Below are 22432 nucleotides of genomic sequence, written 5' to 3' on the forward strand. Positions count from 1 at the left end.
CTCCTCCGGCGAATACCGACGCGTCGTCGGCTTCCCTGATGTCTGCTCTTTCGGCATAACCCCATCCTCGTTTCCAAGGTCAGGAGTCTCCAACAAACTCAGGGCGCTTCATCCCGCATGATGAGCGGCTTCGAGTCGACGTAGGAAGGAACCAGCTCACCGCGTTCGATGTGCTGACGAACCTTCTCGATCGACAGGTCGACCGCCTTCGCGAAGTTCGGGATCGAGTAGGCGAGCTTGTCGAGGACGGGAGCGGTCATGCGTGGGCCTCCAGGAAGCTCGACGGGGAAACAGAAAGGAAGCCGCCAACGCGCACCAGATCCGCGACATCGAGGTCGTCGTGCTCAAGGCGCGACTCGAGGTCGGGAACGGTGACGTTGACGGCTTCCGCAACATCACTGATCGGAACACCGGAGTCGACGATCGCTGCGCGAACGTTCTCCGCTACTCCGGCGCTTCTTCTCTGGGTGTCCATACAGGTAGTTTGATGGCTGTTCTGGCACATGTCAACCCACACTGGCAAATTTGTTTAGGTTTGGCCGCCTGGAGTGCCTAGCCTGGTTGGTGTGAACATCCCGAATGAGACCATCAACCCGATTGTCGCCAACGCACTCTTGGCGGCTGCACGCGAGAGCGGCATGAACCAGACGCAACTGGCCGAGGCCGCTGGCATGTCTCGCTTCACGGTGCAGAAGCTGCTCTCTGGGGATCAGGGGATCAAGGTGGCGCAGTTCATCACGCTGGCCAACGCCACGGACCTCACGCCGGCTGACGTGATGGATCGGATCAGTGCAGCCCTGCGACGGCGGGCAATGTCGGCCGATGCCGCTACCGTGACGGCCGAGGACAACGTGACCTACATCGGGCATGTGAAGGCACCAGTGAAGGCGGCGGCTGACACGAACCCGCGGACCCCGCCGAAGGAGTGAGATGCAAGAACTGATCGCCCATGCAGCGCAGCTGGGCGTGAGCGTGCATGTCGCACACATCGATGGGCCGGAGCGTGGGTTCTACGACGCGGAGAACAACGTCGTGGTGTACGACTTCGAGTTGACGTACATCGAACGGCGTTGCGTCCTCGCACACGAGCTTGGGCATGTCTACTACGGGCATGAGTGCTTCGGCAATCCGAAGTTCGAGGAGGACGCCGACTACTACGCGGCCCTCCTGTTGATCGTCCCGGAGGAGTACATCGTCGCTGAGGGGCTGGATCCGGCCCCGGATGCGATTGCCGAAGAGCTGTTGGTGGAGCCTCGGATCGTCCGCGCATATGAGAAGCGGGCGCTGGTTCGGCTGCATGGTGTCACGTACGTGCAACCGAAGTTCGGGCGGAAGCAGTTCAGATTCGCTGGGCTGGCGTGATCGGCTACACCTTCGGCTACACTCGCCAAATCCCTGGTTAACGCAAAAAACCCCTCTTCCCAGTCGAGACTAGGAGAGGGGCGATGTAGCAGGAGCGGGGCTTGAACCCGCGACCTCACGATTATGAGTCGTGCGCTCTCACCAACTGAGCTACCCTGCCGCACGGCATCCGATGGATACTGCGAGCCCCGAGTCAGGATTGAACTGACGACCCCTTCCTTACCATGGAAGTGCTCTGCCACTGAGCTATCGGGGCGTGCCGCCCGCGAGCGGGCAACCAGACGAGAATACCAAAGAATCCGCGCGCTACCGAATCGGCGCGGCTCCCGCGTCACACGGGCGTGTCCCGCGCCAATGCCGGCCGCTCAGGCGGTCTCGAGGATCCGGCGCCGCAGCTGCTCGACGACACCGGCGCCGCCCGCGAGATTCAGCCGGCGAGCCACATCACGCCCCTCGGGACGAAGGAACACCCCGCCCGCCTCCTGCACCAGCAGGGCACCGGCCGCGTAGTCCCACGGCGAGAGTCCGCGCTCGAAGTAGCCGTCGAGACGACCGGCGGCGACGTAGGCGAGGTCGGTGGCCGCACTTCCGCCTCGGCGCAGATCGCGCGCGATCGGCATCACCCGCCCGACGACGGCGAGGTCGCCGGCATGCGTGCTCGGGTCGTACCCGAAGCCCGTCGCCAGCAGCGCGCCGGCCGGGCCGGGCTCGGCGACGCGCAGCCGCGCCCCGTTCACGTGCGCACCCTCGCCGCGCGCCGCCGAGAACGTCTCGCCGACCACAGGCGACCGCACCACGCCGGCGAGCGCGGTCCAGGTGTCGGGGTCGCTTCCGCCCTCGACCGCGGCGATGCTCACGGCCCACAGCGGGATGCCGGACGCGTAGTTGACCGTGCCGTCGATCGGATCCACGACCCAGGTGATGCCGGTGGTGCCCTCGCCTGCTCCGGACTCCTCACCGAGGAATCCGTCGCCGGGACGCTCCGCCGCGAGACGGGCGCGGATCAGCGACTCCACCTCGCGGTCGGCCTCGGTGACGATGTCGGCGAGCGTCGACTTGCTCGCGGCGATCGAGACGCCCTCGTCGCGTCGTCGGCGCGCGAGCTCTCCCGCCTCCCGGGCGATGTCGACCGCGAGCTCGCGGAGTTCGACGGCGCTCACGATGCCGACGAGGGTGCGGACGGCGGCGCCGGCGGAGCCTGCGGGAACCCGGTCATCTCGCTCGGGCGATCCACGCCCGACGGCCTCGCGTCGTTCAGGCCGTGCCCGCCGGACAGCGGGTCCGTCGGGGGCGAGGCGACGGTGGCGATCGCCGGGAATCCGGCGGGAGCAGCCGCGGACGCCGGGGGCTGCGGGAGCTGCCCGGGGATCGTCGCACCCGGAGACGGCACGCCCGTGTAGTAGGCGTTCCAGTCGGGAGCTCCGTCGGGAAGCATCGGCAGCGGGGTACGACCGTCGGCGAACGTCGGCCACGGCTGCGGCTGGCCCACGAGCGGGGCGACCGCGGCGGGCGTCCCGTAGCCCCCGCCGACCGCCGTAGCGGGAGCGGGCCGCTTCGGAGCGAACAGGGCGTTCAGCAGCGGGATCAGCATCGTCCCGACGGCGGTGAGGATCGTGAGCGCGACGACGATCCGCCAGTACAGCTCGTCGTAGTGGAACGTGTGCGGGAACGTCAGGTAGAACACCAGCATCGCCACCAGGCCCGCGAGGAAGGCGTAGGTGACCCAGACGATCGCCCGGGTGAACGCGGTCTCATGACGGGCCGCCGCCTTCTGGAACAGGCGCACATGCAGCAGGGCGAGCTGCAGGATGCCGACCACGAGCACGAGCTGGAAGAAGCGCTCCAGCCCGGTGAAGTAGGCGAACGGGATGTCGTCGTCGGGCAGCCAGATCTTGACCGCGCCTACGAGCAGGGCGAGGATCCACGAGATCATGCTCAGCAGGGCGAGCCAGTCCTCGCGGTTCGGGGCGAGGCTGGCCTCGAGGATCGCGATCGCCGCGAATCCCGCGAGCAGCAGGATCGTCAGGAAGGCCCGGCCGATGAGGCCCTGCTGGTCGCCGATCAGCACCCAGATCACGCACACCAGCGCAGCCGCGATGAGCGCGCCGATCGCGATCCAGATGGCCCCGCGGATGAGCAGGGACGTGTTCGGGCCGGACTTCGCCGGCGTCGTCGTGTTCGCCATGGGATCCCCCGTCTGTCGTGCCTTCATCCTCGCATGCCGGGCGGAGGTGACCGGGGACGCGGCGGAGACGGTGGAGAACCGCTCGCTCGCGGCTGTTGTGCGGAGCGAGGTGTCAGCGTGCGGCCGAGCGACTCGCGAACGCAGCGATCAGGCCCTGCGCCTCGGCACCGTCGAAAGCGGCGGCGATGCTGCGCGCCTCCTCGTCCAACTGCCCGGCGAAGGTGCGCTCGGGGCGGGAGCGCACGAGACGCTTGGCCTGCCCGTACGCGCCGAACGCCCCGGCGAGCCAGAAGCGCGCGATCTCCTCGGCGCGGGCGCGGACCGCCGCGGCGATCGCCGCCGCATCGCCCTCCCCCACCGCTTCCGCCGCGATGCCCCACTCCACGGCCTCCGCGGCGGTCAGCATGCGATCGGTGAGCAGGAGCTGCAGCGCGCGCCGTTCGCCGACCGCGGCGGCCAGCTGCGCACTGACCGAGAGATCGGGTGTGAGGCCGATGTTGGCGTAGAGGCTGCCGAAGCGCGAGTCGGATCCGACGACCGCGTAGTCGCTCGCGAGCAGGATCCCCAGCCCGCCGCCCGCGGTCGTGCCGTGCGCCGCGGCCACGACCGGCACCGACGAGGAGACCAGGGAGGCGATACCGGAGTGGATCACGTCGGCGAGGCGCTGGATGTCGGCGGAACCGCCCATGCCGGTGGCCATGTCGATGACGTCGCCGCCCGCGCAGAACGCGCGCCCTTCCCCCTCGATCAGGATCGCTCCCACGGCGCTGTCGCGCACGGCCGCGGCGGTCGCCTCGGCCCAGGCGTGCGCGAGATCGGCGTTGAAGGCGTTGAGCCGCTGGGGGCGGTTCAGGGTGATCCGGGCGAGCCCGTCCTCAACACGGTAGAGCAGCGGCTCGGACATCGGACTCCCTCGGGATCGGCGGCGATCGTGCGGCGCTGGCCGCCCGATCAGCCTACCTGCGCGAGGCCGCAGCGTGGCACTGAGTATCAGAATGCATGAGCCTCAGGATCAGCTGTCGCCGAGGACCGATGCGACGAAGGAGTAGACGCGTCGATGCGTGCCGTCCAGACGCCGGTCGGCGAGCCGCTCCGCGCGGATCTCGTTCGGTGCGAGCGGCGGAGCGAGCCGCACGCTCTCGTGGCAGGAGAGGTCGGCGCAGATGTACGTGCCCACGACGGATCCCTTCCGCCCCTCCGCCCCGGCCCTGCGCGCGGCGAACAGGGCGACCTGGTTGCCCGGCTGCATCGTGTGGCAGAGGTTGCACATGCCGGAGCGCACACGCGACGGATCCGCCGCGCGCAGGACGATCCCGACGGCCTCGCCGTCCTGCTCGATCAGGATGTAGCCGCTGCGGGACGCGATCGGGTCCCGCCAGGCGAAGAAGTCGAGGTAGTCCCATTCCGCGAGGAGCAGGTCGTGCGGCATCGCGATCTCGGCGACCTCGTCGGGCTCGGCGTTGCGGAACGAGGCCCGGATCTGGTCTTCGGTGAGGGCACGCATGAAGACCAGTCTAGGAAGGCCGGGGCTCGGGCGGCGATGTCGGTGGCCCCCTGCAGGATCGACTCGTCGGGCTGCACGGGCGCGACGGAAGGGACAGCCTTGGATCTCGCATCGATCCGCATCATCACCGACGACGTCGACCGGCTCGCGGCCTTCTACCAGGAGGTGACCGGGGCGACCGCGGCGCGGCCCGCGCCGGTCTTCGCCGAGTTGCGCACCACGAGCGGAACCCTGGCGATCGGAAGCACCGCGACGGTCGCCATGCTGGGCGACCGCGCCCCTCATCCAGGCCGCAACGACTCGGTCATCGTCGAGTTCCTCGTCGATGATGTCGACCAGGAGTTCGCACGACTGCGGGACGTGCTCGACGACGTCGTGCTCGAGCCGACCACGATGCCATGGGGAAACCGGTCCGTCCTCTTCCGCGACCCGGACGGGAACCTGGTCAATCTCTTCAGCCGCCCCGCACCGGGCTCCTGACCGCCGTCCGCCCCGCGGAAACGCCGGAAGGCCCTCGCATCGCGAGGGCCTTCCATCATGGGTGGCAAGTGAGGGATTCGAACCCCCGAAGCATAACGCGGCTGATTTACAGTCAGCTCCCTTTGGCCGCTCGGGCAACTTGCCAATGCACGCCCGCCCCGCTTCTTCAGCCGACCGGGGGCGCGAAGATCAAGCATACCCGGCGGATCCGTTCGGGAGAAATCGAGGGATCGCCGCGTGCCGACGCGTCGGCTCACGCACCCCGGATGGACGCGCGCGGCCAGTTCCGGGCGGTGGAGCACCCGTTCCGCGATCTGAGGACGCGCCCAGCTCGCCGAGTGCGCGGCTTCGTGCCGAGTGCACGGGGAATTCGCGCGAACACGTCGTGCACTCGGCGGCTTCCCGTGCACTCGGTGCGGGAAGTCCGCCCCTGCGCCGCCGTCAGGTGGCGATGCGGGAGATGCGCGCTTCGAGTCCGTGCCAGTCGGGCGCGGGTGCGTGCGCCACGGGAGGATCCGGAAGCAGCCGCACCGGCGCATGGCGCGCGGTGCCCGCCACGATCGGCGCCGGAAGCAGCGGCACGGATGGCGGCGGCGAGGCGAGGATCCCGTCCGCCTCTCCGGCCGGAGAGTGCGTCCCCGCGGCCTCCGCCTCGACCCGCTCCGCCGAGTCCTCGGAATCGGGCGCGGCGGAGGCTCCCTCCTCGGGTTCCGGCAGGTGCGTCGTGTCGACCGGGGCATGGGCGTCCGCGTCGGTCGACGCGCCGGCGGGAGCGCCCGCGTCGGCGTGCGCCCCGGGATCGGTCAGCCCCAGAGCGCGCAGCACCTCGTCCCGCTCCTCGACGATCGTGCTCGCGATGCCCTGACGGAGATCGACGACCACGTCGGCCTCCGCCTCGGCCGCGAGCGAGCGCCGCGTGTCGGCGAAGGCGCGCTCCTCGCGGCGCACCTCGATCTCGGCGCCGCTGCGGTCGCGCACCAGCGCACGCCGCAGCGTGCCCTCCGGCGCCGGCACCGCGACGAGCCGCACTCCGCGATCGTTCAGCACGTCACGGATGCGCTCGCCATCGGCGTCCTCGCCGACGGGCGCGACGACGGTGAGGGAAAGCCCGTGCCCGAGCAGGGCGCTCGCGAGGTCGATCGCGTCCCCGCCCACGCCCTCGCGCATTCCGCCGGGGTCGCGGATCTCATCGATCCGGGCCTCCCCCAGGATCACCACCCGGTGCTCGGTCATGCCGCCCCCTCTCCCGGTAAATCCCCCCAAGGCTACTCCGGCGCGCGGCACACGCCCGCCGCCGTTCCGTCGCTGCGGCGTCGCCGGCATCGCGAGGCCTATCCTTGCGCCATGGAGACTCGCAGCGTCGCGGTCGTGCTCGCCGCCCTCAGCCTTGCCGCAGCGCTCACCGCCTGTTCCCCGACCGCCCCGGGGAGCTCGCCCACGGGCGGCGGCGCGACGAGCGGCTCGACCTCGGGCTCGAGCACGCCGACGCCGCAGAAGACCTCCCCGTCGCCGAGCCCTTCGGCGACCTCGGCAGCCCTGCCGGCCGACTGCAAGGCGCTCCTCTCCGCGGATGTGCTGTCGCAGCTGGGCGACACTCCGCTGAACTCGCCGGCGTTCGGGCCGAGCGGTGTGCAAGCCGACGGCAGCCTCATCTGCATCTGGGCGGATCCGAAGGCCGATACGACGAGCATCACGACGACGATCTCCCGCAAGTACCGCGGCGAGGCGCTGGACATGCTGAACGGGCTCGTGAAGACCGAGGGCTTCAGCTGCTACACCCCATCCCAGGGCACGCGCTGCGAGAAGGAGTGGCCGGATCCGACCTACCCGGTCACCGACGGACGCACCCTGTTCTGGCGCGACGACGTCCTGATCGACACCCGCTACTCGAACCTCGCGCCCGCCGGCTACACCTCGAGCATCGTGGCGAGCATCTTCGGATCCTGACCCTCCCCCGTCTCGCTCCGGTCGCGGAAGATGTCGCTGAGACGCGGTCGGAACGACATCTTCTGCGACCGGAGCGAGAACGGAAGCCCGGACCCGGATACGCGAAGACCCCCGGATCCGTGCGGATCCGGGGGTCTTCGTCAAGCGATCAGGCTCTCGCCTCGATCAGTTGTAGGTGCCGGGAGTGATGTCGTCGGTCGAGAACGCGTCGAAGTCGACGTAGCCGAAGTCGCCCTCGGCGTACGCGCCGTCGGATGCGAAGATCCGGTTCGGGTAGCGCTCGCTCTTGGCCTCCTCGGTCGCCTCCACCGTGATGTCGCGGTAGCGGCGCAGGCCGGTCCCCGCAGGGATCAGCTTTCCGATGATGACGTTCTCCTTGAGGCCGACCAGCGGGTCGCTCTTGCCCTCCATGGCGGCCTGCGTGAGCACGCGGGTCGTCTCCTGGAAGGACGCGGCCGACAGCCACGACTCGGTCGCGAGCGACGCCTTCGTGATACCCATCAGCTCCGGGCGACCGGACGCCGGGCGCTTGCCCGCCGCGACGGCCTCGCGGTTGACGTCCTGGTAACGACGGGCGTCGAGCATCTCACCGGGCAGCAGGGTCGTGTCGCCGTGGTCGACGACGGTGACCTTGCGCAGCATCTGGCGCACGATGACCTCGATGTGCTTGTCGTGGATCGGCACACCCTGGGAGCGGTACACGTCCTGCACGCCGCTGACGAGGTAGCGCTGCACCTCGCGGGCGCCCATGACGCGCATGACCTCCTTGGGGTCGAGCGTGCCGACCTGCAGGGGGTCGCCGACCGAGACGTGCTGGCCGTCCTCGACGAGGAGCGTCGCACGCTTCAGCACCGGGTAGACCACTTCCTCGTCGCCGTTGTCGGGCGTGAGGATGACCTTCTTCGACTTGTCGGTCTCCTCGATCGTGATTCGGCCGTCGGCCTCGGCGATCGGGGTGGCGCCCTTCGGGGTACGGGCCTCGAAGAGCTCCTGCACACGGGGCAGACCCTGCGTGATGTCACCCGCGGAGGCGAGGTGGAAGGTACGCATCGTCAGCTGGGTACCGGGCTCACCGATCGACTGGGCCGCGATGATGCCGACGGCCTCGCCGATGTCCACCGTCTTGCCGGTGGCCAGCGAGCGGCCGTAGCACTGCGCGCAGACGCCGACGGCCGAGTCGCAGGTCAGCACGGAGCGGACCTTGATCGACTCCACGCCGGCCGCGACCAGCTTGTCGATGAGCACGTCGCCGACGTCCTCACCGGCGGTCGCGACGACCTCTCCGGCCGCGTTCACCACGTCGGACGCGAGCGTACGGGCGAACACGGAGTTCTCCACGTTCGCGTCGCGCACCAGCTCGCCGGCGCTGTTCGGCGCGGCGATCGGCAGCTCCAGGCCCTTCGACGTGCCGCAGTCGTCCTCACGGATGATGACGTCCTGCGAGACGTCGACCAGACGACGGGTCAGGTAGCCCGAGTCGGCCGTACGCAGAGCGGTGTCGGCGAGACCCTTACGGGTACCGTGCGTGGCGATGAAGTACTCCGCCACCGACAGGCCCTCGCGGTACGAGGAGATGATCGGACGCGGGATGAACTCACCCTTGGTGTTGTTCACCAGGCCGCGCATACCGGCGATGTTACGGATCTGCAGCCAGTTACCACGCGCTCCCGAGGACACCATGCGGTTGATGGTGTTGTCCTCCGGGAAGTTCGCCTGCATCTCGGCCTGGACCTCGTTGGTCGCCTTCGTCCAGAGCTCGACGAGCTCCTGACGACGCTCGGCATCGGTGGTCAGACCCTTGTCGTACTGCGCCTGGATCTTCTCGGCCTGCTTCTCGTAGCCCGCGACGATCTCCGCCTTGTTCGGCGGGGTGACGACGTCGCTGAGCGCGACGGTCACACCCGAACGCGTGGCCCAGTAGAAGCCGGCGTCCTTGATGCGGTCCAGCGACGCGGCGGTCTCGACCTTGGGGTACTCCTCGGCGAGCTTGTTGACGATCTGCGACAGCTTGCCCTTGTCGGCGACCTCGCGCACGAACGGGTAGCCCTTCGGCAGGGTGTCGTTGAAGATCGCCTGGCCGAGCGACGCGTCCACGAGACCGTGGGCGTCGTAGCCCTCGGGGGCCTCGCCCTCGAGGAACGTGAGACCCGGGATGCGGATGCGGACCTTCGCCTGCAGGTCGAGGGTGCCCTCGTCCTTCGCGAGGATCGCCTCGCCCACCGAGCCGAACGCACGACCCTCGCCGAGCGCACCGGACTTGACCGTGGTCAGGTGGTGCAGACCGATGATCATGTCCTGCGAGGGCAGGGTGACCGGGCGGCCGTCGGACGGCTTGAGGATGTTGTTCGAGGCGAGCATCAGCACGCGGGCCTCGGCCTGGGCCTCGACCGACAGCGGCAGGTGCACGGCCATCTGGTCACCGTCGAAGTCGGCGTTGAACGCCGCGCACACGAGCGGGTGCAGCTGGATGGCCTTGCCCTCGACGAGCTGAGGCTCGAAGGCCTGGATGCCCAGGCGGTGCAGGGTGGGGGCGCGGTTCAGCAGCACGGGGCGCTCGCGGATGATCTCCTCGAGCACGTCCCAGACCTCGGGACGCATGCGCTCGACGGCGCGCTTGGCGGCCTTGATGTTCTGCGAGTGACCGAGGTCGATCAGGCGCTTGATCACGAACGGCTTGAACAGCTCGATCGCCATCGTCTTCGGCAGACCGCACTGGTGCAGCTTGAGCTGCGGGCCGACGATGATGACCGAACGGCCCGAGTAGTCCACGCGCTTGCCGAGCAGGTTCTGACGGAAGCGACCCTGCTTGCCCTTCAGCATGTCGCTGAGGGACTTCAGGGCGCGGTTGCCGGTGCCCGTGACGGGACGGCCGCGGCGGCCGTTGTCGAACAGCGCGTCGACGGCCTCCTGCAGCATGCGCTTCTCGTTGTTGACGATGATCTCGGGGGCGCCGAGGTCGATCAGACGACGAAGACGGTTGTTGCGGTTGATCACGCGGCGGTACAGGTCGTTCAGGTCGCTGGTCGCGAAGCGGCCACCGTCCAGCTGCACCATCGGGCGCAGCTCCGGCGGGATCACCGGCACGACGTCGAGCACCATGGCGGCCGGGCTCATGCCGGTCTCCAGGAACGAGTTGACGACCTTGAGGCGCTTGATCGCGCGGATCTTGCGCTGACCCTTGCCCTCGGAGATCTGCAGGTGCAGCTTCTCCGACTCGGCGGCGAGGTCGAAGGCCGCGAGGCGGCGCTGGATCGCCTCGGCGCCCATGTGCGCCTCGAAGTACTGGCCGAACCGGTCCTGCAGCTCGTGGAACACGTCGTCCTCGGGACGCAGGGCCCCGACCTCGAGGGTGCGGAAGTCCTCCCACACGCGCTCGAGCTTGACGATCGCCTCGTCGGCGCCCTTGCGGATGAGGGACATCTCCTTCTCGGCGGCGTCCTTCACCTTCTTCTTGGCGTCGGCCTTGGCGCCCTCGGCCTCGAGGGCCGCGAGCTCGGTCTCCAGCTTGGCCAGGCGCTCCGCGATCTTGGCGTCGCGGCGGTCGCCGAGCGTCTTCAGCTCGAGGCGGATGTTGTTCTCCTGGGTCGCCAGGTCGCGATGGCGCGCGTCCTCGTCCACCGAGATGACCATGTAGGCGGCGAAGTAGATGACCTTCTCGAGGTCCTTCGGCGCCATGTCCAGCAGGTAGCCGAGGCGCGAGGGCACGCCCTTGAAGTACCAGATGTGGGTGACGGGCGCGGCGAGCTCGATGTGGCCCATGCGCTCGCGGCGGACGGAGCTCTTGGTGACCTCCACGCCGCAGCGCTCGCAGACGATGCCCTTGAAGCGGACGCGCTTGTACTTGCCGCAGGCGCACTCCCAGTCGCGGGACGGGCCGAAGATCTGCTCGCCGAAGAGGCCGTCCTTCTCCGGCTTCAGCGTGCGGTAGTTGATGGTCTCGGGCTTCTTGACCTCACCGTACGACCACTTGCGGATGTCGTCTGCGGTGGCGAGGCCGATGCGAAGCTCATCGAAGGTTGTTGCGTCGAGCACTAGTTCTCCTGTGTCGAAATTCTCTTAAGAAAAAGTCAGGGCCTCGGGGGACCCGGAGCGGATCCGGATCCCCCGAGGGCTCAGATCTCGTCGATGGACGCGGACTCGAAGCGGCTGGAGATGTTGATCCCCAGCTCCTCGGCGGCGCGGAAGGCCTCGTCGTCGGTGTCGCGGAGGTTGACCGCGGTGCCGTCGGCCGAGAGGACCTCGACGTTCAGGCAGAGCGACTGCATCTCCTTCATGAGCACCTTGAACGACTCCGGGATACCCGGCTCCTGGATGTTCTCGCCCTTGACGATCGCCTCGTAGACCTTGACGCGGCCGAGGATGTCGTCGGACTTGATCGTGAGGAGCTCCTGCAGCGCGTACGCGGCGCCGTAGGCCTCGAGCGCCCACACCTCCATCTCACCGAAGCGCTGGCCGCCGAACTGGGCCTTACCGCCGAGCGGCTGCTGGGTGATCATCGAGTAGGGGCCCGTCGAACGCGCGTGGATCTTGTCGTCGACCAGGTGGTGGAGCTTCAGGATGTACATGTAGCCCACGGAGATCTGCCCCGGGAACGGCTCGCCGGAGCGGCCGTCGAACAGGGTGGTCTTGCCGGACGAGTCGATCAGGCGCACGCCGTCACGGGTCGGCAGCGTCGAGTCGAGGAGACCCTCGATCTCCTCCTGGTGGGCGCCGTCGAACACCGGGGTCGCGACCTTGGTGCCGGGGGCCACGTCGAACGCGTCCTCGGGCAGCTGCGCCGCCCACTCCGGGTTGCCCTCGATCTTCCAGCCCTGCTTCGAGATCCACCCGAGGTGGGTCTCCAGCACCTGGCCGAAGTTCATGCGGCCCGGGATGCCGAGCGGGTTCAGGATGACGTCGACCGGCGTGCCGTCGGCGAGGAACGGCATGTCCTCGACCGGCAGGATCTTCGCGATGACACCCTTGTTGCCGTGGCGGCCGGCGAGCTTGTCGCCCTCGGTGATCTTGCGCTTCTGGGCGATGAAGACCACGACGCGGCGGTTGACGCCGGAGCCGAGCTCGTCGTCGCCGTCCTCGGCGTTGAACTCCTTGACCGCGATGACCGTTCCCTGCTCGCCGTGCGGCACCTTCAGGGAGGTGTCGCGCACCTCGCGGCTCTTCTCGTTGAAGATCGCGCGGAGCAGGCGCTCCTCGGCCGACAGCTCGGTCTCGCCCTTCGGGGTGACCTTTCCGACGAGGATGTCGCCGGGGCGGACCTCGGCGCCGATGCGGATGATGCCGCGCTCGTCGAGGTCCTTCAGGAGCTCCGGGCTGACGTTGGGGAGGTCACGGGTGATCTCCTCCTTGCCGAGCTTCGTGTCGCGCGAGTCGACCTCGTACTCCTCGATGTGGATCGAGGAGAGGGTGTCGTCCTTCACCAGGTCCTGGCTGAGGATGATCGCGTCCTCGAAGTTGTGACCCTCCCAGGTCATGAACGCGACGAGGAGGTTCTTGCCGAGCGCGAGCTCGCCGTTCTCCGTGGCGGGGCCGTCGGCGATGACCTCGCCGACCTCGACGCGCTCACCGGCCGAGACGACGACCTTCTGGTTGTACGAGGTGCCGTGGTTCGAGCGGTCGAACTTGCGCAGGTAGTACTCCTGCGTGCCGCCCTCGTCGAGCATGACCACGACGCGGTCCGCGGAGACCTCGGAGACCACGCCGGCCTTGTCGGCGGTGATCACGTCACCGGCGTCGATGGCGGCGTAGCCCTCCATACCGGTGCCGACGAACGGCGACTCGGAACGGAGCAGCGGCACGGCCTGGCGCTGCATGTTGGCGCCCATGAGCGCGCGCTGCGCGTCGTCGTGCTCGAGGAACGGCACGAGCGAGGTCGCGACCGACACCATCTGGCGCGGGGAGACGTCGATGTAGCCGATCTCCTCGGGGAGGAACATGTCGACCTCACCGGATCCGCCCTTGGGGCGGGCCAGGACGTGCGCCTCGGTGAAGCGGCCGTCCGCATCGAGCGGGGCGTTCGCCTGCGCGATGTTGAAGTCGACCTCCTCGGCGGCGGTCAGGTAGTCGATGTGCTCGGTGACCTTGCCACCCTCGACCTTGCGGTACGGCGTCTCGATGAAGCCGAACGAGTTGATCCGCGCGAACGTGGCGAGCGAGCCGATCAGACCGATGTTCGGGCCTTCCGGGGTCTCGATCGGGCACATGCGGCCGTAGTGCGAGGGGTGCACGTCGCGCACCTCGACGCCGGCGCGGTCGCGGCTGAGGCCACCGGGGCCGAGGGCCGAGAGGCGGCGCTTGTGGGTCAGGCCCGCGAGCGGGTTGTTCTGATCCATGAACTGCGACAGCTGCGAGGTGCCGAAGAACTCCTTGATCGCGGCCACGACGGGACGCACGTTGATCAGGGTCTGCGGGGTGATCGCCTCGATGTCCTGCGTGGTCATGCGCTCGCGGACGACGCGCTCCATGCGGGACAGACCGGTGCGGACCTGGTTCTGGATGAGCTCACCGACGGCGCGGATCCGGCGGTTGCCGAAGTTGTCGATGTCGTCGGTCGCGAGACGGATCTCGGCCTTCTTGCCGCCGCGGATCCCCTCGAAGGTCTCGACGCCGGCGTGGATGCGCACCAGGTACTTGATCGTCTCGACGACGTCCTTGACCGTGAGGACGGACTCGTCCAGCGGCAGGTCGAGGCCCAGCTTCTGGTTGATCTTGTAGCGGCCGACCTTGGCGAGGTCGTAGCGCTTCGCGTTGAAGTAGAAGTTGTCCAGCAGCGCGCGAGCGGCCTCGGCGGCCACCTGCTCGCCCGGACGCAGCTTGCGGTAGATGTCGCGGAGCGCGTCCTCCTTGGTGAGGATCGTGTCCTTCGCGAGCGTCTCCTCGATCGAGGCGAAGCCGGCGAACTCGGCGAGGATCTCCTCGCTGGTCATGCCCAGCGCCTTGAGGAAGACCGTGACGGACTGCTTGCGCTTGCGGTCGATGCGCACGCCGACCTGGTCGCGCTTGTCGATCTCGAACTCGAGCCAGGCGCCGCGGGACGGGATGACGCGGGCGGACACGATGTCCTTGTCGCTCGTCTTGTCGGCGGTCTTGTCGAAGTAGACGCCCGGGGAGCGGACGAGCTGCGACACGACGACGCGCTCGGTGCCGTTGATGATGAACGTGCCCTTGGCGGTCTGCAGCGGGAAGTCGCCCATGAAGACCGTCTGGGTCTTGATCTCACCGGTCTGGTGGTTCATGAACTCGGCCTCGACGTAGAGCGGGGCCGCGTACGTCTTGCCGCGCTCCTTGCACTCCTCGATGGAGTACTTCTCGGGCTCCAGGTACGGGTTCGTGAACGAGAGCTGCATGGTCTCGCTCAGGTCCTCGATCGGGGAGATCTCCTCGAAGATCTCCTCGAGGCCGCTGGCGGTGGCGATGTCCTTGCGGCCGGCCTTGGTGGCCTCCGCGACGCGCGTGCGCCAGGCCTCGTTGCCCACGAGCCAGTCGAAGGACTCGGTCTGCAGGGCGAGCAGGTCGGGGACCGTCAGCGTGTCGGAGATCTTGGCGAACGAGAGGCGGGATGCGCCGCGTCCGTTCTTGATGGTGGTGGGAGTGGATGCGTTGCGAGCAGCAGCCAAGGGAATAACCTCCGTGAGCCCCGAAGGGCGTCTCGATTCCTCGTCGTCAGGTGGAGTGCGCCGCTCTCGCGATCACCGCACGCGAAAGCGCTCCGAGAGGAGCGAGGACGTACGGAGTTTCTGCCGACCACCATATGAGGGCAGGAGGGAGCGAGGCGCAAATATCCACTATAGGCCCGAAATCGCAACATGTCCAGCGCGATTCTTGACCTTCCGCCTCAACGAGGGTATAACCGCGAGCGCGCCCGGGTTCAGAGTCGCGTTCGGGACTCAGTCCGCCCGGCCGACCAGCAGGGCGCGAGCGGCCTGGGCGCCGAGGCTGCTGCTGGCCCGCACGTCGATCACCGCGAGACCGGATCCGGTCCCGGGCAGCCCCACGTTCACGACGACCGCGTCCGGCGCCGCCTCGCCGACCGCGGCCACGAACCCGCGCTGCGACGGGTCGGTGTCGATGCGGTCGACGAGCACGACGATCCGGGATCCGCCGCCCGCGGCGGCCGACCGGGCCCCGGCGATCGCGGCGGCGACCTCGTCGGCGGTCGCGCGCTCGGTGTCGATCCGCCGCGACCACTCCCCCTCCGCCAGCGCCTCGACGACGTACGACGCGGCGCTGTCGACCGCGAGGGTGGCCCTGCGGCGGGCGTCGAGGACCACGAGCCCCGCGGCCGGGGAGCCGAGGTCGCCCTGCACCGTGAGCGAGCGGGCCACGATCCCGCCCAGGTCGACGGGCTCGGCCGCGGACGAGCCCGTGCGCTCGGCGGCGAGCTCGTCGGCGAGGCGGGCGACGCGCGCGGCCGCCTCGGCGACGCGCTGCACGCTCAGCGTGCCGTCGGCGAGCGCCTGCACGATCGCGTCCCTCGCGGCGTGGAAGTCCCGCTGGTCCTGGTCGGGCGCGGCGGCGTCGCCGGGGTTCGTCGGGTTGCCGACGCAGAGCAGATCCGCCCCGGCGGCGAGCGCGCGGACCGCTCCCCCGCCGATCCCCACCGATTCGCGGATCGCGGCCATGTCGAGCGCGTCGGTCACGATCACGCCGTCGAACCCCTCGGCCCGGAGCATCCCCAGCACGCGCGGGTTGAGGGTGGCCGGCTCCTCGCCCCACGCCGGGACCACGATGTGGGCGGTCATCACCGAACGCGCCCCGGCCGCGATCGCGGCGCGGAACGGCTCGATGTGCACCCGGTCGAACTCGACGGGATCCCCGGTGATCCGGGGCAGGTCGTGGTGCGAGTCGAGCGCCGTGTCTCCGTGCCCGGGGAAGTGCTTGACGCACGCCGCGACCCCGGTGCCCTGGATGCCCTCGACCTCGGCGGCGGCATGGCGGGACACGAGTGCGGTCTGCGCGCCGAACGCGCGCACGCCAATGACCGGGTTGCGCGGATCCGTGTTGACGTCCGCGACCGGCCCGATCAGCACGTCGGCGCCGGCCTCGCGGACCCGGCGGGCGAGCTCCGCTCCGGTCGCCCGGGTGGCGGCGAGGTCGTCGAGCGCGCCGAGCTGCGCGGCCCCCGGCGCCGTCGACCCGGCGAGCGTTTCGAGCCGGGTGACGCTGCCGCCCTCCTCGTCGACGCCGATGAGCGCGCGCGGATTGGCCTCGTGGATCGCGGCGCTCAGCCGATCGAGGTGCGGCGAGAGGTTCTGCGCGAAGTAGACGACGCCCGCGAGGCCGTCCCGCAGCTCCGCGGCCAGCCAATCCGGCAGCTCGGCGCCGAGGAATCCCGGCCACAGCACCCCGTTGGCGAGGCGGGCGAGCTCGTCGGCTCCGGCGGGGGCGTGCTCGGTGGTCATGAAGGTCTCCTCGTCGAATCCGTCGGCGCCGGCGCGCCGCATTTAAGCATCCACTACTAACAAACCAGGTGCAAGCGATGGCGGGCACGGAATACCCTCGTGGCATGGGCAGAGCGCGCGCGAAGGACACCGAGCATCCGTCGGCCCGGCTCGGCTCCGGCGGGATCGCGCGGGTGGTGCCCGCGGAGTTCGGCGGCGGGTACGAGCTGCTCATCGACGAGACGCCGCAGTCGCACGTGGATCCCGCGGATCCGACGCACCTGCACTTCGAGTACATCGTGCGGATGGGAGCGCTGATCGACCAGCTCGGCTCTCCGGGGGAGGCCATCACGGCCGTGCACCTGGGTGCGGGGGCGCTGACCATCCCCCGCTACATCGCCGCCACGCGCCCCGGCTCGCGGCAGCAGGTCATCGAGCTGGAGGCCCCGCTCGTCGAGCTCGTGCGCGAGCATCTCCCGCTGCCGCGCGGGGCCGCGATCCGCATCCGCATCGGCGACGCCCGCGAGGGCGTGCGGCGGCTGCCGCCCGCCCTCGTCGGGACCGTCGACCTCGTGGTCGCCGACGTGTACTCCGGCGCGCAGACGCCCGCGCACCTCACCAGCGTCGAGTTCTACGCCGAGCTGGCGGCCCTGCTCGCGCCCGCCGGCGTGCTCCTGGTGAACGTCGCCGACGGTCCGGGGCTCGCCTTCGCGCGCCGCCAGGTCGCCACGATCCGCACGGTCCTGCCCGAGGTCGCGATCCTCGCCGACGCGCAGATCCTGAAGGGCCGCCGGTTCGGCAACCTCGTGCTCGCGGCATCGGCCGCTCCCCTGCCCGCCGACGCACTGCCGCGCATCCTCGCCGCGGGCCCCCATCCGGCCAAGCTCGCGCACGGCGCCGAGGTCACGGCGTTCGCGAAGGACGCGGCGATCGTCACCGACGCGACGGCGGTCGCCTCGCCCCGGCCCGACGCTGGCCTCTTCCTGCGCTGACCCGGCCGATGCGACCGGACCGGGTCCGTTGCGCACGTCGCCGACCGGTTTCTCACGGCACGCCCCGGGGCCTTCGCGGATGCTCGCGATCCGCAGGCAGACTGGAAGGCACGGCGAGCGGTACAGGAGGGCGGCGCGTGGGCTACATCAAGGGATACGACCCGGACTCACTGCGCGAGCTCGTGGATCCGTCCGAGTGCGAGGAGCGTCTCGACGAGCTCGGGGATCAGCGCAGCCTCCCCTCGATGCTCGAGCGGGTGTGGCTGCTCAAGGTGCTCGGCCGCCTCGACGACGCGCTCGTCCTCGCCGCGGAGACCGTGCGGCAGGCGCGCATGGCGGGCACCCGGAAGGACCTCCTGCGCGCTCGCGTCCTGCATGCGACCGTGCTGCAGTACCGCCGCATGCACGGCGCGGCCGACCATGAGCTCGCGACCTGCGTCGCCGAGGCGGAGGGCCAGGGCTGGGTGCCGATCGCGGCGTTCGCGCATCAGCACCGCGGACGCAACGCCTTCGAGGCCGGCGAGTTCGAGCAGGCGAGGGAGAGCTTCAAGCGCACCCTGTTCCTCCGCCGCGAGGCCGGGGCCGCCGACGCCGAGCTCGAGGCCGCACTGCTCGCGATCGAGACCGTCGAGCGGCATCAGGATCCGGTGGCCGTCAACGGCTGATCCTCGGCGTTCTGCAGGGAGCGTCCGGCGTTCCGCAGGGAGCATCCGGCGTTCCGCAGAGAGCGTCCGGCGTTCCGCAGGGAGCATCCGGCGTTCCGCAGAGAGCGTCCGGCGTTCCGCAGGGAGCATCCGGCGTTCCGCAGGGAGCGTCCGGCATTCTGCAGGGAGCATCCGGCATTCTGCAGGGAGCGTCCGGCGTTCCGCAGGGTCACGACCCGTCGGCGCTCGTCACGCCATCCGGTCCGCCGCGGACTTCCGCCGGTCGCTGCAGGGAGTGAGACCGGCGTCCCTGCACAACGGCCCGCCCTCCCTGCACAACACCCCGCCCTCCCTGCACAACACCCCGCCCTCCCCGCACAACACCCCGCCCTCCCTGCACAACACCCCGCCCTCCCCGCACAACACCCCGCCCTCCCTGCACAACACCCCGCCCTCCCTGCACAACACCCCGCCCTCCCTGCACAACACCCCGCCCTCCCTGCACAACAGCCCGGCCTCCCTGCACAACGGCCCACCCCTGCCGTTCGCTGCACCGCGCCGGGGAGCGCGCCCGGATGTCGGCGGCATCGCCTAACGTGAGTGCATGGCCGAGTTGGAACGAGTGCGGATCTGGGGCGAGGCCCTGATCCGGCTGCATCTGGATCCGACCTGGTCGTTCGGTTTCGACAACGCCAAGCGCCGCGCGGGCGCCTGCAACTACCGCGACAAGCGGATCACCGTCTCCCGCTATCTGGCGGCACGGTTCGACGACGACGAGATCCACCAGGTGCTCCTGCATGAGGTGGCGCACGCCCTCGCCGGCCATCAGGCCGCGCACGGGGCCGCCTGGAAGCGGACGGCGCGCGCGCTGGGGTACGTGGGCGGGACCACGCACCACGGTGAGACCGCGACCGATCTGGCCCCCTGGGTCGGTCGCTGCCCGACCGGGCACACGACGTACCGGCATCGGCGCCCCACCCGGGCGTCGTCGTGCGCGCGCTGCTCGCGCCGCTACGACGAGCGGTTCCTGCTGGTCTGGACCCGCCGCGAGATCACGGCCGCGGATCGCCGGGCGGCGGTGGCACCGCGATGACGACGGCAAGCCCGAAGCTGCGGCAGGTGCAGCTGAAGTTCCGGATCCGGGCGAGTGCGGACGCCGCCTGGGCCTGCCTCCACTCGCCCGCCGTGCTCACGGCCCTCTATGCCCCCGTGATCGTGGTCGAGCCGCTCACGCACGCCGACGAGGGCTCCCTGCTGCACACCGCGGTGCGGCTGCGGCTGTTCGGCTTGATCCCGGTCGGCACGCAGCTCATCAGCGCCTACGACGAGGTCCGCGAGCACCGAGGCGAGACCGTGCGCATCCTGCGCGACAGCGGGATCCCGCTCACCGGGCCGCTCTCCTCGCTCGACGTCTGGGACCACCGCATGGCCGTCTCGGCTCTGCCCGGCGGGCGCGCGCTCTGGCGCGACCGACTCGTCTTCGGCGGCCCGGGGTCGCTCGTGCTGCTGCCCGTGCTGTGGGCGGCGTGGCAGTGGCGCGGATGGCGGATCCGCCGTCTCGCGCGGGGCTGGGACAGGGCCGCGGGGAGCACCCGCAGCCCTGCCTGATCCTTGCCGCGCTTCAGTCGGCGGCGAGGGCCTCGACCGGCGCGACGCGGGTCGCGAGCCGGGTGGGCGCGACCGACGCCACGAGCGTGAGCACGGCCGTCGCCACGACGATCGCGACCACCGGCACCCACGGGATCACGGGCGGGATGAGCCCCGCCGGATGGAAGTCGGGCATCGAGGGCACGGATCCGAGCAGCGACTGGGCCGCGATCCAGCCGTAGGCGACGCCCAGCACGAGACCCGTCGCGGTCGCCGCGATCGTCACGTGCGCCGCCTCCAGCAGCACCATCCGGCGCACCTGACGGCTGCTCAGCCCGATCGCCCGCAGCAGGCCGAGCTCGCGCCGCCGCTGCACCACCCCGATCGTCAGCAGGTTGACCAGCCCGACCGCGGCGATCACCGCCGACACTGCGACGAGCACCATCATCACCGTGCCGAACACGTCGAACGGGGCGAAGTACTCGGGCGGCAGCTTCTCCGCGCTCGAGCGCACCACCAGTGCCTTGGCCGACTCCATCGCCACGGCGAACATCGTGACGAGGGTCACGCCCATCACCACCCCGATCGCCATCCGGCTGGAGCGCTCGGGGTGACGCAGTGCGTTCTCCGCGGCGAGGCGCGCGGTGGCGCTGCGTCCGAACAGGCGCCCCACGAGCCGCAGCACGGGCGGCATGATGAGCACCGCGCCGATGGCGAGCCCCGTGAACGAGAACACGCCGCCGAAGAACGCGACCACCACGCCGAGCGGCGAGGTCAGTCCGTACACGACGCCGCCCGCGAGCAGGGCGCCGCCCAGCACGAACATCGTGATGGCGCCCAGGTGGCGGGAGGAGACCGTGCCGGTCTCCTCGACGCTGCGCTCGGCCGATCCCGCGAGCGCCTGCAGCGGCGTCACCGTGAGCACCCGGCGGGACCCCGCCCAGGCGGCGAGCCACGTGGTCAGCGCGACGCCGACGGCCGGGATCAGCACGGTCGGCTGCAGGGGCGAGAACCCGACCGGCGCATGGGCGAAGAAGGAGGACCCGACCGCGATCCCGGCCCAGCTCAGCAGCACCCCGCCGATCAGTCCGAGGATCGCCCCGATGATCCCGACCGCGAGCCCCTGCCCCGCGACCTCCGTGCGCTGCGCCCGGGCTGAGGCGCCGATGAGGCGCAGCAGCGCGATGCGGCGGGTGCGCCCGGCGACGATCGTCGAGAACGTGTTGGCGGTGACGATCGCGGCCACGTACATGGCGACCGCGGTGAGCAGCACCGACAGGATCTGCACGACGTACGCGAGGGTCTTGCTGTCCCCGATCGTCGGGTCGCTCTGCAGCAGTGCGCCGAGGAAACCCGTGGTGTCGACGAGGATGACGCCGAACGCCGCGGTGAGCGCCGCGACGAACACGCTCGAACCCATCCCGCGCTCGCGCAGGAACGCGATCCGCGAGGGGCTCAGCGGCGTCTCCAGCAGGGTCGGAGCGACGGCGGTCATGCCGGCACCTCCGTGCGTGCTGCGGCGACCGGTGCGCCGCCGGAGAGCATGAGCCCCGCGATCTCGTCGGCGCTGCGGCGCGGGTGGTCGGCGACGATGCGGCCGTCGCCGAGGAACAGCACCCGGTCGGCGTAGCTCGCGGCGACCGCGTCGTGCGTGACCATCGCGATCGACTGGCCCTGCTCGCGGCTCGCGGTCGACAGCAGCTGCAGCACCTCGCGCCCCGACGCGGAGTCGAGGTTGCCCGTGGGCTCGTCGGCGAAGACGAGATCGGGCGCCGTCGCCAGGGCCCGCGCGATGGCCACGCGCTGCTGCTGGCCGCCGGAGAGCTGGTGCGGGCGGTGCCGGAGCCGCGGCCCGATGCCGAGGATCTCGACGAGGGAGTCGATCCGCGCCCGCTCGATCGCGGAGGGGCGACGTCCGTCGAGCTCGAACGGCAGCAGGATGTTGCCGAGCGCGTCCAGGGTGGGCACGAGGTTGAACGCCTGGAAGATGAAGCCGACGCGCCTGCGGCGCAGGATCGTGAGGTCCAGGTCGCCGAGTCCGCTGATCTCCGTGTCGCCGATCCAGGCGCGCCCGCGGGTCGGCGTGTCCAGGCCCGCCATGATGTGCATCAGCGTGGACTTGCCCGAGCCGGAGGCACCCATGATCGCGGTGAACTGGCCGCGGCGGATGCCGACGCTGACATCGTCGAGGGCACGCACCGCGCCCTCGCCGGATCCGTAGGTCTTGGTGAGGTGCTGGACGCGGGCTGCGAGTCCCAGGTCGCTGGTCGTGATCTCCATGTCTTCGACGCTAGGGATCCGGCCCCTCCCGTCGCGTCGCTCTGCGGATCCATCCCCGTACATCGCAAGGATGA

Annotated in this window: 21 protein-coding genes and 3 tRNA genes; 9 read left to right on the forward strand and 15 right to left on the reverse strand. The window is 70.1% G+C overall.

Going from position 1 to position 22432, the window contains the following annotated elements:
* Nucleotides 1-98: 98 nt before the first annotated feature.
* On the reverse strand, nucleotides 99-260 hold the full coding sequence (locus WFJ01_RS13245; protein WP_336629291.1) for a hypothetical protein: 162 nt from the start codon (nucleotides 258-260) through the stop codon (nucleotides 99-101).
* Nucleotides 257-475, reverse strand: a complete 219-nt coding sequence (locus tag WFJ01_RS13250; protein WP_336629292.1) for a hypothetical protein — start codon at nucleotides 473-475, stop codon at nucleotides 257-259. The genes WFJ01_RS13245 and WFJ01_RS13250 overlap by 4 nt, the downstream gene beginning before the upstream one ends.
* A 91-nt stretch (nucleotides 476-566) precedes the next feature.
* Between WFJ01_RS13250 and WFJ01_RS13255 the strand changes: the two genes are divergently transcribed.
* Complete coding sequence (locus WFJ01_RS13255) at nucleotides 567-929, forward strand: helix-turn-helix domain-containing protein (protein ID WP_336629293.1); 363 nt, start codon at nucleotides 567-569, stop codon at nucleotides 927-929.
* 1 nt (nucleotide 930) lies between these two features.
* The gene (locus WFJ01_RS13260; protein ID WP_336629294.1) at nucleotides 931-1362 is read left to right on the forward strand and encodes an ImmA/IrrE family metallo-endopeptidase; all 432 of its coding nucleotides are present in this window, start codon (nucleotides 931-933) and stop codon (nucleotides 1360-1362) included.
* Between the two features lie 86 nt (nucleotides 1363-1448).
* Here WFJ01_RS13260 and WFJ01_RS13265 read toward each other — a convergent pair.
* The 6 genes from WFJ01_RS13265 to WFJ01_RS13290 form a co-directional block, all read right to left on the reverse strand.
* Nucleotides 1449-1522, reverse strand: a tRNA-Met gene (locus WFJ01_RS13265).
* Between the two features lie 24 nt (nucleotides 1523-1546).
* Nucleotides 1547-1618, reverse strand: a tRNA-Thr gene (locus WFJ01_RS13270).
* A 109-nt stretch (nucleotides 1619-1727) separates the two neighbouring features.
* Nucleotides 1728-2525 (reverse strand): inositol monophosphatase family protein, encoded by a 798-nt coding sequence (locus WFJ01_RS13275; protein WP_295035654.1) that lies wholly within the window; start codon nucleotides 2523-2525, stop codon nucleotides 1728-1730.
* The gene (locus WFJ01_RS13280) at nucleotides 2519-3547 is read right to left on the reverse strand and encodes a hypothetical protein (protein WP_336629295.1); all 1029 of its coding nucleotides are present in this window, start codon (nucleotides 3545-3547) and stop codon (nucleotides 2519-2521) included. The genes WFJ01_RS13275 and WFJ01_RS13280 overlap by 7 nt, the downstream gene beginning before the upstream one ends.
* Before the next feature lie 112 nt (nucleotides 3548-3659).
* A complete protein-coding gene (locus tag WFJ01_RS13285) occupies nucleotides 3660-4451 on the reverse strand; it encodes an enoyl-CoA hydratase/isomerase family protein (RefSeq protein ID WP_336629296.1) in 792 nt (263 codons plus the stop codon).
* Between the two features lie 108 nt (nucleotides 4452-4559).
* Nucleotides 4560-5051 carry an FBP domain-containing protein gene (locus WFJ01_RS13290; RefSeq protein ID WP_251438742.1) on the reverse strand — a complete coding sequence of 164 codons (492 nt, stop codon included), beginning with the start codon at nucleotides 5049-5051 and terminating at the stop codon, nucleotides 4560-4562.
* Nucleotides 5052-5150: 99 nt separating this feature from the next.
* On the opposite strand from WFJ01_RS13290, the gene WFJ01_RS13295 reads away from it, so the two are divergent.
* On the forward strand, nucleotides 5151-5531 hold the full coding sequence (locus WFJ01_RS13295) for a VOC family protein (RefSeq protein ID WP_251438743.1): 381 nt from the start codon (nucleotides 5151-5153) through the stop codon (nucleotides 5529-5531).
* A gap of 62 nt (nucleotides 5532-5593) precedes the next feature.
* On the opposite strand, the gene WFJ01_RS13300 is transcribed toward WFJ01_RS13295, so the two are convergent.
* A tRNA-Tyr gene (locus WFJ01_RS13300) sits at nucleotides 5594-5675 on the reverse strand.
* Between the two features lie 297 nt (nucleotides 5676-5972).
* Nucleotides 5973-6764, reverse strand: coding sequence for a hypothetical protein (locus WFJ01_RS13305; RefSeq protein WP_336629297.1), 792 nt, complete (start codon nucleotides 6762-6764; stop codon nucleotides 5973-5975).
* Nucleotides 6765-6875: 111 nt separating this feature from the next.
* On the opposite strand from WFJ01_RS13305, the gene WFJ01_RS13310 reads away from it, so the two are divergent.
* Nucleotides 6876-7478 carry a hypothetical protein gene (locus WFJ01_RS13310; protein ID WP_336629298.1) on the forward strand — a complete coding sequence of 201 codons (603 nt, stop codon included), beginning with the start codon at nucleotides 6876-6878 and terminating at the stop codon, nucleotides 7476-7478.
* Between the two features lie 165 nt (nucleotides 7479-7643).
* On the opposite strand, the gene rpoC is transcribed toward WFJ01_RS13310, so the two are convergent.
* From rpoC to WFJ01_RS13325, 3 genes are all read right to left on the reverse strand, one after another.
* The gene (gene rpoC / locus WFJ01_RS13315; RefSeq protein WP_336629299.1) at nucleotides 7644-11510 is read right to left on the reverse strand and encodes a DNA-directed RNA polymerase subunit beta'; all 3867 of its coding nucleotides are present in this window, start codon (nucleotides 11508-11510) and stop codon (nucleotides 7644-7646) included.
* A gap of 80 nt (nucleotides 11511-11590) precedes the next feature.
* Nucleotides 11591-15091, reverse strand: a complete 3501-nt coding sequence (gene rpoB / locus WFJ01_RS13320; protein WP_251438747.1) for a DNA-directed RNA polymerase subunit beta — start codon at nucleotides 15089-15091, stop codon at nucleotides 11591-11593.
* A 270-nt stretch (nucleotides 15092-15361) separates the two neighbouring features.
* The gene (locus WFJ01_RS13325; RefSeq protein ID WP_336629300.1) at nucleotides 15362-16876 is read right to left on the reverse strand and encodes a glycoside hydrolase family 3 N-terminal domain-containing protein; all 1515 of its coding nucleotides are present in this window, start codon (nucleotides 16874-16876) and stop codon (nucleotides 15362-15364) included.
* Between the two features lie 104 nt (nucleotides 16877-16980).
* Between WFJ01_RS13325 and WFJ01_RS13330 the strand changes: the two genes are divergently transcribed.
* From WFJ01_RS13330 to WFJ01_RS13350, 5 genes are all read left to right on the forward strand, one after another.
* A complete protein-coding gene (locus WFJ01_RS13330; protein ID WP_336629301.1) occupies nucleotides 16981-17847 on the forward strand; it encodes a spermidine synthase in 867 nt (288 codons plus the stop codon).
* A 137-nt stretch (nucleotides 17848-17984) separates the two neighbouring features.
* Nucleotides 17985-18512 (forward strand): hypothetical protein, encoded by a 528-nt coding sequence (locus tag WFJ01_RS13335; protein ID WP_251438750.1) that lies wholly within the window; start codon nucleotides 17985-17987, stop codon nucleotides 18510-18512.
* A 274-nt stretch (nucleotides 18513-18786) separates the two neighbouring features.
* A complete protein-coding gene (locus tag WFJ01_RS13340) occupies nucleotides 18787-19086 on the forward strand; it encodes a hypothetical protein (RefSeq protein ID WP_336629302.1) in 300 nt (99 codons plus the stop codon).
* Between the two features lie 9 nt (nucleotides 19087-19095).
* Nucleotides 19096-19584 carry a SprT-like domain-containing protein gene (locus WFJ01_RS13345; RefSeq protein WP_336629303.1) on the forward strand — a complete coding sequence of 163 codons (489 nt, stop codon included), beginning with the start codon at nucleotides 19096-19098 and terminating at the stop codon, nucleotides 19582-19584.
* Nucleotides 19581-20099 carry a hypothetical protein gene (locus WFJ01_RS13350; protein WP_251438752.1) on the forward strand — a complete coding sequence of 173 codons (519 nt, stop codon included), beginning with the start codon at nucleotides 19581-19583 and terminating at the stop codon, nucleotides 20097-20099. The genes WFJ01_RS13345 and WFJ01_RS13350 overlap by 4 nt, the downstream gene beginning before the upstream one ends.
* Nucleotides 20100-20112: 13 nt before the next feature.
* Here the strand turns inward: WFJ01_RS13350 and WFJ01_RS13355 are convergent, their stop codons facing one another.
* Complete coding sequence (locus WFJ01_RS13355; RefSeq protein WP_336629304.1) at nucleotides 20113-21573, reverse strand: ABC transporter permease; 1461 nt, start codon at nucleotides 21571-21573, stop codon at nucleotides 20113-20115.
* Nucleotides 21570-22358 (reverse strand): ABC transporter ATP-binding protein, encoded by a 789-nt coding sequence (locus tag WFJ01_RS13360; protein ID WP_251438754.1) that lies wholly within the window; start codon nucleotides 22356-22358, stop codon nucleotides 21570-21572. The genes WFJ01_RS13355 and WFJ01_RS13360 overlap by 4 nt, the downstream gene beginning before the upstream one ends.
* Between the last annotated feature and the right edge of the window lie 74 nt (nucleotides 22359-22432).

Source organism: Microbacterium sp. MMO-35 (assembly GCF_037147555.1).
Classification (GTDB): Bacteria; Actinomycetota; Actinomycetes; order Actinomycetales; family Microbacteriaceae; genus Microbacterium.